This is a genomic window from Sphingomonas sp. CFBP 8765 (genome assembly GCF_014841445.1).
In the GTDB taxonomy this organism is placed as follows: domain Bacteria; phylum Pseudomonadota; class Alphaproteobacteria; order Sphingomonadales; family Sphingomonadaceae; genus Sphingomonas; species Sphingomonas aerolata.
Window position 1 is genome coordinate 605,788 of the sequence record NZ_JACYTY010000001.1, and the last position, 13,274, is coordinate 619,061.

Sequence of the window (13,274 nt, forward strand, 5' to 3'; positions counted from 1 at the left end):
CGCAATAGGAAACCATTCGGCGCATCGGCGTTCAGTCCTCATAATTCCCGGTTCCAGAAGGGGCGACCCCATGCATTTCACGATCAATGGTCAATCATATGACGCCGAGCCCGATATCCGCACCTCGGTGCTCGACCTGTGCCGCGAGCATCTTGGCCTCACCGGCTCGAAAAAGGGCTGCGACCACGGCCAGTGCGGGGCGTGTACCGTCCTGATCAACGGCCGCCGCGTCAATTCCTGCCTGACGCTCGCGGTCATGCACCAGGATGACGAGATCACGACGATCGAGGGTCTGGGCCAGCCGGGCAACCTTCATGCGCTGCAGGATGCGTTCGTGCGGCATGACGGTTACCAGTGCGGCTATTGCACGCCCGGCCAGATCTGCTCGGCGGTCGGGATGCTCGACGAGGTCAAGAAGGGCTGGGCCAGCCACGCCTCGGGCGACCTGACCGATCCGAAGTTCGACGATGCCGAGATTTCGGAGCGGATGAGCGGCAATCTGTGCCGTTGCGCTGCCTATCCGAACATCGTCGATGCGATCCGTGAAGTCGGCGACACCGCGCCCAAGGGCCGGTCCGCGGACGAGAAGGATGCGGCGATGGACGCCGATGCGCGCGGGGAGATGGTAGCATGAAGACCTTCACCTATGAGAAACCCGCGACCCCCGAGGCCGCGGTCCGGGATGCCGGGACGACCGGCGCGCGGTTCATCGCGGGCGGGACCAACCTGCTCGACCTGATGAAGCTGCAGGTCGAGACGCCCGACACGCTCGTCGACATCAGCCGCCTCGATCTGGCGAAGATCGAGGAGCGCGAGGATGGCGGGCTGACGATCGGTGCGCTGGTGCCGAACAGCGACCTTGCCGCCGACCGCCGCGTCGTCGCGAAGTACGAGGTGCTGAGCCGCGCCCTGCTCGCGGGCGCATCGGGCCAGCTGCGCAACAAGGCGTCGACCGGGGGCAACATGCTCCAGCGGACGCGCTGCTATTATTTCTACGACACCGCCGCCGCGTGCAACAAGCGCGAGCCCGGCAGCGGCTGTTCGGCGATCGGCGGCTTCAACCGCATCCTCGCGGTGCTCGGCACGAGCGAGCAGTGCATCGCGACTCATCCGAGCGACATGGCGGTCGCGATGCGCGCGCTCGACGCGACGATCGTGACGCTGAAGGCGGACGGCGATCGCCGGCGCATCTCGGTGCACGAATTCTACCGCCTGCCGGGATCGACGCCCGAGATCGAGACCGTGCTCGAGACGGGTGAGCTGATCACGCATATCGAGCTGCCCGCACCGCCCAAGGGCAAGCAGGCCTATCGCAAGGTGCGCGATCGTGCGTCCTACGCCTTCGCGCTCGTCTCGGTCGCGGCCGTGGTCGACGTGCAGGACGGCGTGATCGCGTCCGCCTCGCTCGCGTTCGGCGGGCTCGGGCCGATGCCGTGGCGCAATCCGGCGGTCGAGGCCGCGCTGGTCGGCAAGGCGCCGTCGGACGAGGCCTTCGAGGCCGCGGCGACCGCCTTGCTCGCCGATGCCAAGGGCTATGGCTCGAACGACTTCAAGATCCCCCTCGCGCGTCGCACGCTTATCGCGACGCTGCGCACCGTAACGGGAGCATAATCATGTTCGGTTTTGGAACCACCAACAGCCTGACGATGGACAAGCCGCATCCGGACAGTCTTCTGGACAGCGGCGTCCAGGGCGTCATCGGCAAGCCGCTCGACCGCATCGACGGTCCGCTGAAGGTCAGCGGCACCGCGACCTATGCGGCGGAATATCAGTTCGACGACATGGCCTACGGCGTGCTCGTCGGTACGAAGATCTCTGCGGGCAAGGTCGTGTCGATCGACGTCGACGCGGTGAAGAGCATCCCCGGCGTGCTCGACGTCGTCACCGACTTCGACCAGTTCATCCGCGTGTCCGCACAGGGCGGCGCGACCGATGCACCGACTCAGGGCGTCAAGGACATCGCGTTCTTCGGCCAGATCGTCGCGATCGTGCTCGCCGAGAGCTTCGAGGTCGCACGCGATGCGGCGGCCCGCCTGCCGATCGTCTATGACGAAGCGGAGGGCCAGTATGACTTCGCCGCGCACCGCGACGAGACGCGGACGCCCCCCGACGATGCCGCCCCTGCGCATTTCAAGCAGGGCGATGTCGACACGGCGATGGCCGACGCGGCGGTGACGGTCGATTCGACCTATGTCACGCCGAGCCAGAATTCGGCGGCGATGGAGCCGCATGCCTCGACCGCGGTATGGGAAGAGGACGGCTCACTGACGCTGTACGGCGCCTATCAGATGCCGACGTCCGACGCGCAGCAGCTCGCCAAGTCGCTCGGCCTGTCGGAGAAGAAGGTCCGGATCGTCGCGCGCTATATCGGCGGCGGGTTCGGGTCGAAGCTCGGCATCGCGCCCGAGAGCGTCGCGGCGGCGATCGCCGCCAAGCAGCTCGGCCGTCCGGTCAAGGCGGTCATGTCGCGCCCGCAGGTGTTCGAGGCGACCGTGCGTCGCTCGAACACCGAGCAGCGCGTCCGGCTCGCGGCCAATGCCGAGGGCAAGCTGACCGCGATCGGGCACGAGACGCTCGCGTCGAACCAGTCGACCGAGGACTATTTCGAGCCCGCGGGCATCGGTACGCACCTGCTCTATGGCGGCGAGAACCGGCTTATCACGCATGAGCTGGTCGACGTGAACCTCGTCCTGTCGGGATCGATGCGCGCGCCGGGCGAAGCGGTCGGGATGCTCGCGCTCGAGGGTGCGATGGACGAGCTCGCCGAAAAGCTCGACATGGATCCGATCGAGCTGCGCAAGCGCAACGATCCGCGGATCGATCCGGAGAAGGACGTCCCCTATTCGTCGCGCAACCTGACGCGCGCGCTCGACGAGGGTGCGGCCCGGTTCGGTTGGGACAAGCGCCAGAAGGCGGGCTCGCGCCGCGAGGGCGAGTGGCTGATCGGCATGGGCGTCGCGTCCGCCGTGCGCGGCAACATGATGATGGAATCGTCCGCCAAGGTCGAAATCCATCCCGACGGCACCGCGACCGTATCGTCGGCGATGACCGATATCGGCACGGGCAGCTACACGATCCTCGCGCAGATCGCGTCGGAGATCCTGGGCATCCCGGTCGAGAACATCACCATGTCGCTGGGCGATACCAACGATCCCCCCGCGGCAGGTTCGGGCGGGTCCTGGGGTGCGGCCTCTTCGGGGACCGCGGTCTATCTCGCCTGCGAGATGCTGCGCGGCAAGATCGCCAAGGCGATGGGCGTCGACGAGGACGGCCTGACGCTGAAGGACGGCAAGGCGATCGGCGACAACCGCTCGACCCCGATCGGCGAGCTGGTCGGCAAGGGTCTCGAGGCGACCGGGCATATCAAGCCGGGCAAGCAGGAGAAGGAGACGTCGCAGGCAGGCTTCGGCGCGCATTTCGCCGAGGTCGCGGTCAACGTCATCACCGGCGAGACGCGCGTGCGGCGGATGCTCGGGTCGTTCGCGGCGGGGCGCGTGCTCAACGCGAAGACCGCGCGGTCGCAGTGCCTGGGCGGCATGACCTTCGGCATCGGCACCGCGCTGACCGAGGATCTGATCCACGACACGCGCACCGGCAAGCTGGTGAACCACGATCTCGGCGAATATCACGTGCCGGCCAATGCGGACGTGCCGCAGATGGACGTCCACTTCGTCGACGAGCGCGACATCCATGCGAACCCGATCCACGCCAAGGGGATTGGCGAGCTGGGGATTTCGGGCGCGGGCGCCGCGGTTGCGAATGCGGTGTATAATGCGACGGGGATCCGGGTGCGGGAGTTCCCGATTACGTTGGACAAGCTGTTGGATCAGTTGCCGGCCGTCTGACCTGTTCCCCCGCGGAGGCGGGGGCCCAGGGGTCACGGGCGGTGTCGCTTGTGACCCTGGATCCCCGCCTTCGCGGGGAAACAGGTGGAGTGGGCGCTACCTTCCCTACTACCACCCCGGCGAAGGCCGGGGCCCAGTTGGGGGACTTTCCTGGCAGCGGATCGTCCTTCGTTATGACGACCTTACCAACTGGGCCCCGGCCTCCGCCGGGGTGGTGGTGAGGGGACGGCAGCGAGCCTCGCGTGAGCCGGGCTGGCGTGGCACCGGCCTGCGTCGGGGTTGCGCTGAGACCACGCCGCCACCCTCGTCAAACACCCCCGCCCCCCCTATCTCAGACCCTCCACACCCGAGGACGAGCCTATGACCGACCATGTAATGGACGCCACGTTTCGCCCGGCCGGGCTCGACCGGGCGACGCAGGGGGTTCTCGGGCGCGGGATTGATCGGGTCGAGGGGCCGGCCAAGGTCACCGGCGTCGCCGATTATGCCTATGAGGGCACGCCCGAGCGGATCGCCTATGCCGCGATCGTCGGTACACCGGTCGGCAGCGGCCGGATCCTCAGCATCGATGCGAGCGCGGCCGAGGCGATGCCCGGCGTGATCGCGGTGCTCCACGGCGATCCGCGCATGCCTGCGGGCGAGTCCAATTCGAGCGCGCTGCCGCTGCTCGACACCGACGTCATCCTTCATCTCGGCCAGCCCGTCGCAGTCGTCGTCGCCGAGGACCAGGCGATCGCGCGCGATGCCGCAGCGCTCGTCCGCGTCGAGACCGAGGCGGGCGAGGACCGGTTCGACGTCGAGGCACAGCCGGTCGATACCGATCCGGCGATCGGCTTCGTGCCGCCGGTCGACATGGGCGACCTCGATGCGGCGATGCGCGACGCGGCCGTGACGCTCGATGCGACCTATACGACGCCGGTGCATTTCCCCGCTGCGCTCGAACCGCACGCGACCACCGCCTGGTGGGACGGCGACCGGCTGACGGTGCGGTCGAGCAACCAGGTGATCGGCGCCGCGCGCAAGACGATCGCCAAGGTGCTCAAGATCGATGCCGACAAGGTCCGCGTGCTCGCGCCCTATGTCGGTGGCGGCTTTGGCGGCAAGACCGGCGTCGGCCCCGAGGCGATCCTCGCCGCGATCGCCGCGGAGGCGGTCGGACGCCCGGTCAAGATCGCGCTGCCGCGGCGCCAGACCGCCTATGTCGTCCACCACCGCTCGCATACGACGCAGCGCATCCGCATCGCCGCGGACGAACGCGGCGTGATCCAGGGCATGGGGCATGAGAGCGTCGCCGCGCAGAATGATGACGCGCCGTTCCTCGAACCCGTGCCGTTCGGGACGATCCCGCTCTATCGCGGCGAGTCCCGGCGGTTCAGGACCGACCTCGTCCGCGTCGACCTGCCCGCGAGCGGTGCGGTCCGCGCGCCGGGCGAGGCGGTCGGCACGTTCGGCGTCGAATGCGCGATGGACGAGCTCGCGGTCCAGCTCGGGATCGACCCGATCGAGCTGCGCCGCCGCAACGAGCCCGATTGCGATCCGGGCAGCGGCAAGCCCTTCTCCACGCGGCGCATGCTCCACTGCTACACGCAAGGCGCCGAGCGGTTCGGCTGGCCCGCCGCCGTCCCCGCGCCCGCATCGGTGCGCGAGGGGGAATGGCTGATCGGGATCGGCATGGCGGCCAGCCTGCGCGGCAATTTCACCGTGCAGGCGCAGGCGCGCGTGCGGCTCGAGGCGGACGGCCGCGCTGCGGTCGAATGCGACATGACAGATATCGGCACCGGCACCTACACGATCCTGGCACAGGCCGCGGGCGAGATGCTCGGGCTACCGGTCGCGGACGTGGACGTCCGGCTGGGCGACACCGACTTCCCGCCGACCGCGGGGTCGGGCGGGTCGTTCGGTGCAGGCAGCGCGGTGTCCGCGGTGGTGCTGGCGTGCGAGGACATCCTCGCCGAGCTCGCGCTCCGGATGAACGCGGCGCCCGAGGAGCTGAGCCTCAAGGACGGGTGCGTCAGCGCGGGCGGGCGGCAGGTGAAGCTTGCCGACCTGCTGCGCGGGGCGCCGATCGTCGCGACGGGCAAGACCGGGCCGGGCAAGGAGAGCAAGCGGACCAGCCAGGCGAGCCATGGCGCGCATTTCGTCGAGGTCGCGGTCAACGCGGTCAGCGGCGAGGTGCGGGTGCGGCGGATGCTCGGTGTGTTCGACGTCGGCCGCGTGCTCAACCGCAAGACCGCGACCAGCCAGATCATCGGCGGCATGGCCTGGGGCATCGCCTATGCGCTGACCGAGGAGGGCGTCGTCGACACGCGCACCGGCGCGTTCGTGAACCCCGATTTCGGCGAATATCACGTCGCGGTGAACGCCGACATTCCGCAGCTCGAGGCCTATTTCATCGAGGAGATCGACGATTCGGCGAACCCTGCGGGCGCCAAGGGGGTCGGCGAGCTCGGCATTTCGGGTGCGGGCGCGGCGGTCGCCAACGCGATCTACAATGCGACGGGGGTGCGGGTGCGCGATTTCCCGGTGACGCTCGACAAGCTGCTCGAGGGCTTGCCCGCGGTATAACGTCTGTTCCCACGCCGATGCGGAGGAACGAGAAGAGAGAGAAGACATGGCCGAAAACGATAGCGTGATTGCCGCGGCAAAGACCTGGAAGGGCGAGAAGATGGCGATCGCCACGGTCGTCTCGACCTGGGGCTCGGCGCCGCGTCCCAAGGGGAGCCACATGCTGGTCCACGAGGACGGCCGGTTCGAAGGCTCCGTCTCGGGCGGCTGTGTCGAGAGCGACATCCTCGCCACCGCTGCCGACGTAATCGCGGGCGCGCCGTTCCAGCTGCGGAACTACGGTGTCGCGGATGCGGCGGCGTGGGAAGTCGGCCTGCCCTGCGGCGGCGAGATCGCGGTGATGGTCCAGCCGGTGTCCGCCGAGGGCTTCGACCCCGAATTGTTCGACCGGATCGCCGAGGCGCGCGACCAGGGCGATGCGCTGACCGTCACCACCGATCTCGCCACCGGGCACAGCGATGCGCGGCCGGCGGAGACGGGCGAGGTGTTCGTCAACCGCTATGATCCGCCGCGCCGCCTGCTGATCGTCGGCGCGGTGCAGATCGCGCAGGCGCTGGCGGGTCTCGCACGCGAACTGGGGATCGCGACGGTCGTGATCGACCCGCGCGCGCGCTTCCTGACCGACGAGCGCTTTCCCGGCGTCACGCTCGACGATCGCTGGCCCGACGAGGCGATCGCCGCGCTGCGCCCGGGTCCGTCGACCGCAGTCGTGACGCTGAGCCACGACATCAAGATCGACGACCCCGCGCTGATCGCCGCGCTGGCGAGCGACGCCGCCTATGTCGGTGCGCTCGGCAGCCGCAAGAGCCATGCGGCGCGGCGCGAGCGGCTGGCCGCGGCGGGCGTGACCCCTGAGAATATCGACCGGATCGACGCGCCCGTCGGGATCGACATCGGCGCGATCGGGCCGTCCGAGATTGCGCTGTCGGTCGCCGCCGCCATGATCGGAGCCTTCCATGATCGCCGCTGAAGACGTCGTCCTCATCCTGCTCGCCGCGGGTCGCTCGCAGCGGTTCGGCATCCCGAACAAGCTCGAGGTGCCGTTCCTCAACAAGCCGGTCGGGCTCCACGTCGTCACCGCGTTCGAGGCGATCCCGTTCCGCGACCGGCTGGTCGTCACCGATGACTGCACGCTCGATTTCGCGAGCCATGGCTATGCGGTGGTGCATAACGACGATCCCGCGGCGGGGATGGCGCAGTCGGTCAAGCTGGGCGTGCAGCGCGCCAAGGACGACGGCGCGCAGGCGGTCCTGATCGCGCTGGCCGACATGCCGCGCGTGACCGCGGCGCATGTCTACCGGATGCTCGACGCCGCCGACAGCGCGGATGCGGTGGTCGCGTCGAGCGACGGGGTGAAGCCGTCGCCCCCTGCCCTGTTCGCCCGCGACCGGTTCGATTTCCTGCTCTCGCTCGACGGCGATGCGGGTGCCCGCGACCTGGTGAAGGCGGGGCGGCACGTGGTGACTGCGCCGGCCGAGCTGATCGACATCGACACGCCCGAGGATCTGGAGCGGCTGCAGGCGCTGGTCCATGACCCGCGCGCGGCGATCACTCGTGCCTTAACGCGTCGATAGGGTTCATCGCGGCGGCGCGGCGTGCGGGGAAATAGCCGAAGACGACGCCGATCACCGCGGAGATTCCGAACGCGAACAGGTTGATCTCGGGCACGAACAGCCACTGAACCTTGATCAACGGCGCGATGATCGCGATCGCCAGCTGTGCGATCACCAGCCCGATCAGCCCGCCCAGGCACGACAGCACGATCGCCTCGACGAGGAACTGCAACAGCACCTCGCGCGCCACCGCGCCGATCGCGAGCCGGATGCCGATCTCGCGCGTGCGTTCGGTCACCGATACCAGCATGATGTTCATGATCCCGATCCCGCCGACGACTAGGCTGATCCCCGCGACCGCCGCGACGATGCCGGTCAGCAACGTCGTCGTGCCGGTCAGCGTGTCGGAAATCTGCTTGGTGTCGAAGATGTTGAAGTCATCCTCCTTGCCCGCGGTGATCGTCCGGCGTTCGCGCAGCAGGTCGGTGATCGACGCCTGCACGGTCGCGGTCGAGAATTTCTGGTCGACGCCCACCAGCATCAGGCGGATGTCGCGATTGCCCGTAAAGCGGCGCTGCACCGCCTTGATCGGCATGATGACCACGTCGTCCTGATCGCCGCCGAACCCCGCCTGCCCGCGCGTCGACAGCACGCCGATCACGTCGCAGCTGATCGCGCCGATCCGCATGCGAAGGCCCACCGCGTCGCCGCCGCGGAACAGGTTGGTGCGTACGGTATTGCCGATGATGCACACCGCCTTGCCCGAGGCTTCCTCGACCGGCGTGAAGATCCGCCCGGTCGCCAGCGGCCAGGGCTGGACCTGGAAATAGGCGCTGGTGGTGCCGTTGATCGTCGTCGACCAGTTGGCGCCTTCATAGATCGCGGTGGCGGTCGCCTGCGCCTGGGGGGCGACCGCGGTGACGCCGGCGATCTGGTTGGCGACCGCGGTGACGTCCTCGGGCTTGAAATCGGGCGGCCGCGGTCCGCCGCCGCCGCGGCCGAAGCCCTGGCCCGGCCGGATCTGGAGGATGTTGGTGCCGAGCGCGGAGATCGACTGCTGTACCGCGGCGGTCGTCGCCTTGCCGAGCGTGACCATCGTCACGACCGCCCCGACGCCGATGACGATGCCGAGGATGGTCAGGAACGACCGCAGGATATGGCGGCGGATCGAGCGCAGCGCGAGCGAGAGGGTGGTGCCGAACATGACTTAAAGCCCCTCCCCTTCAGGAGTGTCGGATCGGCCATGCCCCCGGCATGGCCTGAAGGATGCGGGGCATCCTTCACCCGGCACTGGGTTGGGGTGGGGCAGCCGCCAGCGTGCCCGCGCCGGCAACGCCTGCGCGACGGAAAGGATGTGGAGCAGAACGCCTTCGGCATTCTCCATCACGTCGGTGTTGCCGACCCTTATGGTCGTGAAGCCCAGTTGCTGCATCAGGGCGTCCCTGTTTCGATCGATGTCGGGGTCGTGGGTGTGGCCATCGACTTCGACGATCAGCCCGGTGGCCGGGCAGAAGAAATCGACGATCCTCGTGCCGAGTACGGCCTGGCGGCGGAACTTGAAGCCGCCGAGCTGGCTGTTCGAGAGGCCGCGCCACAGGCGTTTTTCGGGTTCTGTTGGGTCGCGACGCATGTGCGTTGCTCGCTTGGCGAGTGTGGTTCCCCACCCCAACCCCTCCCCTGAAGGGGAGGGGCTTATCGGGGGTTGGGCCATCACGACTCGACCCTTTCGCCTTGCTCGTGGCGGCTTTCGATGCGTTCGACCAGGCCGTCCTTGAAGTGCACGACGGTGCGCGCGAAGGCGGCCATGTCGGGTTCGTGGGTGACCATCAGGACGGTGATGTTCTGTTCGGCGTTGAGCCGCGTCAGCAGCTGCATGATCTCGACCGAGCGTTCGCTGTCGAGATTGCCGGTCGGTTCGTCCGCGAGCAGCACGTCGGGGTTCGTCACCAGCGCGCGCGCGATCGCGACGCGCTGTTGCTGGCCGCCGGACAGCTCGGCGGGGGTGTGGTCCCACCAGTCGGCGAGCCCGACCGTGTCGAGGCTGGCCATCGCCGCCGCGCGGCGCGCGCGCTTCTCGTCGCCGCGGTACAGGAGCGGCAGCTCGACATTCTCGAGCGCGGAGGTGCGCGAGAGGAGGTTGAACCCCTGAAACACGAAGCCGAGATATTTGCGGCGGAGCAGCGCGCGCTGGTCGCGGTCGAGCGTCTCGACATGATGGCCGCGGAACAGGAAGGTCCCCGCGCTCGGCACGTCGAGACAGCCGAGGATGTTCATCGTCGTCGACTTGCCCGACCCCGACGGGCCCATCACCGCGACGAAATCGCCGCCGGCAATGTCGAGGTCGACGCCTTTCAGCGCCTGGAACATCGTCGCGCCCGCGCCGTACGTCTTGGTGACGCCGCGCAGCGAGATCAGGGGCGGATTACTGGCCACCGCCCCCGCCCTTGCTCGCGCCACCGCCGCGACGGCCACCGCCACCGCGCTTCGTCTCGTCCGAGCCGCTCGCGAGCTGGCCGGTGATGACCTGCGCGCCGGGCTGGAGATTGCCCGACAGCACCTCGGTCATCGTCCCGTTGGTGTCGCCGGTGGTGATCTGCACCGGCTGCGGCGTGCCGTCGGCGCCCTTCACATAGATGGTCTGCTGCGCGCCGCGGCCGAGCGTCGCGGTGCGCTCCGCCCCGCCGCCGCGCCGCGGCCTGAAGGTCAGTGACCCGGCAATGCCGCCGCCCGCATCGCCCGACGCGGCGGTCGGCTTGAACCGCAATGCGGCGTTCGGGACGAGCAGCACGCGCTGCTTGTCCGAGGTGACGATATCGGCGGTCGCGGTCATCCCCGGGCGCAGCGTGAGCGACGGATTGGCCACGGTCAGGTCTGCGGCATAGGACACGACCTGGCCGGTGGTGGTCGTCGTGCTGGTGCTCGAACTCGACGACGTCGCCGAGCTGACCGTCAGGTTCGAGCCGAGATCGACACGCGTGATCGTCGCGGGGAAGGTCTTGCCGGGAAAGGCGTCGACGGTGAAGTTGGCGCGCTGGCCGATCTTGACCTCGCCGACGTCCGCCTCGTCGATCGCAACCTCGAGCTTCATCTTGGTCAGGTCCTCGGCGATCACGAACAGCGTCGGCGTGTTGAACGACGACGCGACGGTCTGGCCGGGATCGATCTGCCGCGCGAGCACGACGCCGGTCACCGGCGAGCGGATGATCGCGCGCGCGCGCTGCGTCTGGCTCTGCGCGAGTGCGGCGCGGCTGGCGACGACATTGGCCTCGGCGACCTTCTGCGCGGCGAGTGCACGCTGATAGTCGGCGCGGCCGGCCTGAAGCTCGGTCTTGGACGGCACGCGCCCGCCCGACAGCCGCGCGACCTCCTCGAGCCGGTTGAGCTGTGCGCGCGATTCGGCGACGGTCGCCTGCGCCTGGTTCACCTGCGCCTGGTTGGCGGCGAGCTGTGCATTGCCCTGGCGGATCTGGTCGTCGAGCTGTTCGGGATCGATCAGCGCGAGCGGCTGGCCCGCGACGACGCGGTCGTTGACGTCGGCGACCACCTTGGTGACCAGCCCCGACAGCTGCGACCCGACCGTCACCTGGTTGGTCGGCGCGAGCTTGCCCGTCGCGGACACCGTCACGGTCAGGTTGCCGCGCTCGGCCGCCTGGGTCGAATATTGCGTCTGCTCCTTCGCGCCGAAGCATTTGGCGAGCAGCAGGCAGAGCAGCACGACGCCGACCGCGATCGCGACCCATTTGATGTAGCGTTTCCAGGGGGCCTGCGGCCTCACGCCCAGAAAGTCGTCGATCGATGCGTCGGCCATCAGCGTGCCTCTGGATTGGAGATGGGCGCTTGCGGGATCACGGTCGCGTCCCAGCCGCCGCCAAGCGCGGCATAGAGCGCGACCAGTGCGGTCGCGGCGTCGGCGCGCGCCTGGGTCGCGCCGTTGCGCGCGGACAGCAGGGCGACCTCCTGCTGGTTGAGCGTGGTGAAGTCGGTCAGCCCGGTGCGATACTGGCTGCGGCTGAGGATCGCGGAGTTGTTCGCGGCATCGAGCGCGATGGCGAACTGGCGCTCGCGTTCCTGTGCGGTCTGGAGCGCGACAACCGCATTCTCGACATCCTCGAGCGCGGTCAGCACGGTCGACTTGTAGAAGGCGAGCGCACCATCGGCGGCGGCCTCGCTGGTCCGCACCTGGCTGCGCAGCCGGCCGCCGTTGAAGATCGCCTGGGTCAGCCCCGCGAACAGCCCGCCGGTGATCGCATCGCCGATATTGCCGATCGAGGTGGCGTTGGTGTTGATGTTGCCGGTGATCGCGAGCGCAGGATAGAGCTGCGCCTTGGCCACCCCGATCCGCGCGGTGGCGGCGGCCAGCGCGCGCTCCGCCGAGCGGATGTCGGGACGCTGGCGCAGCGTGTCGCCGGGAATGCCGACGCCGACCGCCTTCGGCCCGACCGGGATCGGCTTGACCGGCGCGAGCAGCGGCCGGAGCGCGCCCGGTGCCTGTCCGGTCAGCACGCCGATCCGCGCGACGGCTGCGGCATATTGCTGGTCGAGGCTCGGGACCGTCGCGGCGGTCTGCGCCCGCTGCGCACGCGCCTGTTCCTGGTCGAGGCTGGAGACGAGCCCTGCCTGGACGCGGAACCCGGCGATTTCGAGATTGTCGTCCTGGATCGTCAGCGACGCGCGCGCATTGGCGAGCTGCTGCTGATACAGCCGGGCGAGCACATAGTTGCGCGCGACCTCGCTCTCGATCGAGATCAGCACGGTCGCGTAGTCGAAGCCCGACGCGGCATATTCCGCGCGGCTCGCCTCGATCGTGCGGCGGATCTCGCCGAATACGCCGACCTGGTAGCTGGCGCTTGCCCCCAGCGTGAAGCTGTTGGTGCCGCCGCCACCGGTGTCGACGACGGTGCCGTCGGGCAAGGTGAACGACCGGCCGCCGCCGCGCAGATTCTCGTTGCGCTGATAGCCGCCCGAGCCGCTGAGCGTGGGGAGCAGCGACGCGCGGTTCTGGACCAGGCTCTCGCGCGCCTGGCGGAGGCGGGCGACGCTCTGCGCGATGTCGAGATTGGTCGCCGCCGCCTGTTCGACGAGCTGGCCGAGCACGGGGTCATCGAACCGCTGCCACCAGCGTGTCAGGTCCTCGGGGCTGGTCGCGGGGGTGACGGAATAGGCGTCGGGCACCCCTAGCTCGGCCGCCGCCTTCGGACGATAATCCGGCCCGACCGAACAGCCGGCGAGCAGGACGGGCATGAGGAGGAAAGCTCGGACGCGGGACATGGGCGGCAGGCATGACGCAATGCCCCTTCCCTCGTCCAGTGGT

11 protein-coding genes are annotated in these 13,274 nt (G+C 68.9%); 6 read left to right on the forward strand and 5 right to left on the reverse strand.

Features of this window, described 5'->3' with window-relative positions:
• Positions 1–70 precede the first annotated feature (70 nt).
• From IFT87_RS02940 to IFT87_RS02965, 6 genes are all read left to right on the forward strand, one after another.
• Positions 71–634 (forward strand): 2Fe-2S iron-sulfur cluster-binding protein, encoded by a 564-nt coding sequence (locus IFT87_RS02940; protein WP_081874216.1) that lies wholly within the window; start codon positions 71–73, stop codon positions 632–634.
• Positions 631–1,611, forward strand: a complete 981-nt coding sequence (locus tag IFT87_RS02945; protein ID WP_037530016.1) for an FAD binding domain-containing protein — start codon at positions 631–633, stop codon at positions 1,609–1,611. The genes IFT87_RS02940 and IFT87_RS02945 overlap by 4 nt, the downstream gene beginning before the upstream one ends.
• Before the next feature lie 2 nt (positions 1,612–1,613).
• Positions 1,614–3,845: a xanthine dehydrogenase family protein molybdopterin-binding subunit gene (locus IFT87_RS02950; protein ID WP_037530015.1), complete on the forward strand. Its 2,232-nt coding sequence runs from the start codon at positions 1,614–1,616 to the stop codon at positions 3,843–3,845.
• Between the two features lie 360 nt (positions 3,846–4,205).
• Positions 4,206–6,410 (forward strand): xanthine dehydrogenase family protein molybdopterin-binding subunit, encoded by a 2,205-nt coding sequence (locus IFT87_RS02955; protein ID WP_037530013.1) that lies wholly within the window; start codon positions 4,206–4,208, stop codon positions 6,408–6,410.
• A gap of 46 nt (positions 6,411–6,456) precedes the next feature.
• A complete protein-coding gene (locus IFT87_RS02960) occupies positions 6,457–7,380 on the forward strand; it encodes an XdhC family protein (protein WP_192007407.1) in 924 nt (307 codons plus the stop codon).
• Entirely contained in the window at positions 7,367–7,984 is a 618-nt protein-coding gene (locus IFT87_RS02965; protein ID WP_192007409.1) for a nucleotidyltransferase family protein, read from the forward strand. Before IFT87_RS02960 ends, IFT87_RS02965 begins: the two co-directional genes overlap by 14 nt.
• Here the strand turns inward: IFT87_RS02965 and IFT87_RS02970 are convergent.
• From IFT87_RS02970 to IFT87_RS02990, 5 genes are all read right to left on the reverse strand, one after another.
• Positions 7,959–9,167, reverse strand: a complete 1,209-nt coding sequence (locus tag IFT87_RS02970) for an ABC transporter permease (protein WP_031440131.1) — start codon at positions 9,165–9,167, stop codon at positions 7,959–7,961. The two genes, IFT87_RS02965 and IFT87_RS02970, sit on opposite strands and share 26 nt — an antisense overlap.
• A 3-nt stretch (positions 9,168–9,170) precedes the next feature.
• Positions 9,171–9,593, reverse strand: coding sequence for an endonuclease domain-containing protein (locus IFT87_RS02975; protein ID WP_084215168.1), 423 nt, complete (start codon positions 9,591–9,593; stop codon positions 9,171–9,173).
• 80 nt (positions 9,594–9,673) lie between these two features.
• Positions 9,674–10,330 (reverse strand): ABC transporter ATP-binding protein, encoded by a 657-nt coding sequence (locus tag IFT87_RS02980; RefSeq protein WP_081874217.1) that lies wholly within the window; start codon positions 10,328–10,330, stop codon positions 9,674–9,676.
• Positions 10,331–10,385: 55 nt separating this feature from the next.
• Positions 10,386–11,771 (reverse strand): efflux RND transporter periplasmic adaptor subunit, encoded by a 1,386-nt coding sequence (locus IFT87_RS02985; RefSeq protein ID WP_031440132.1) that lies wholly within the window; start codon positions 11,769–11,771, stop codon positions 10,386–10,388.
• Positions 11,771–13,204: an efflux transporter outer membrane subunit gene (locus tag IFT87_RS02990; RefSeq protein ID WP_249403162.1), complete on the reverse strand. Its 1,434-nt coding sequence runs from the start codon at positions 13,202–13,204 to the stop codon at positions 11,771–11,773. The genes IFT87_RS02985 and IFT87_RS02990 overlap by 1 nt, the downstream gene beginning before the upstream one ends.
• Positions 13,205–13,274 lie beyond the last annotated feature (70 nt).

What these genes read in the sequence shown, in the direction of transcription:
- IFT87_RS02965 (WP_192007409.1), top strand. Translation starts at nt 7,367, where the DNA reads ATGATCGCCGCTGAAGACGTCGTCCTCATCCTGCTCGCCGCGGGTCGC.
- IFT87_RS02980 (WP_081874217.1), bottom strand. Translation starts at nt 10,330, where the DNA reads ATGTTCCAGGCGCTGAAAGGCGTCGACCTCGACATTGCCGGCGGCGAT.
- IFT87_RS02985 (WP_031440132.1), bottom strand. Translation starts at nt 11,771, where the DNA reads ATGGCCGACGCATCGATCGACGACTTTCTGGGCGTGAGGCCGCAGGCC.
- IFT87_RS02940 (WP_081874216.1), top strand. Translation starts at nt 71, where the DNA reads ATGCATTTCACGATCAATGGTCAATCATATGACGCCGAGCCCGATATC.
- IFT87_RS02990 (WP_249403162.1), bottom strand. Translation starts at nt 13,204, where the DNA reads ATGCCCGTCCTGCTCGCCGGCTGTTCGGTCGGGCCGGATTATCGTCCG.
- IFT87_RS02955 (WP_037530013.1), top strand. Translation starts at nt 4,206, where the DNA reads ATGACCGACCATGTAATGGACGCCACGTTTCGCCCGGCCGGGCTCGAC.
- IFT87_RS02960 (WP_192007407.1), top strand. Translation starts at nt 6,457, where the DNA reads ATGGCCGAAAACGATAGCGTGATTGCCGCGGCAAAGACCTGGAAGGGC.
- IFT87_RS02975 (WP_084215168.1), bottom strand. Translation starts at nt 9,593, where the DNA reads ATGCGTCGCGACCCAACAGAACCCGAAAAACGCCTGTGGCGCGGCCTC.
- IFT87_RS02970 (WP_031440131.1), bottom strand. Translation starts at nt 9,167, where the DNA reads ATGTTCGGCACCACCCTCTCGCTCGCGCTGCGCTCGATCCGCCGCCAT.
- IFT87_RS02945 (WP_037530016.1), top strand. Translation starts at nt 631, where the DNA reads ATGAAGACCTTCACCTATGAGAAACCCGCGACCCCCGAGGCCGCGGTC.
- IFT87_RS02950 (WP_037530015.1), top strand. Translation starts at nt 1,614, where the DNA reads ATGTTCGGTTTTGGAACCACCAACAGCCTGACGATGGACAAGCCGCAT.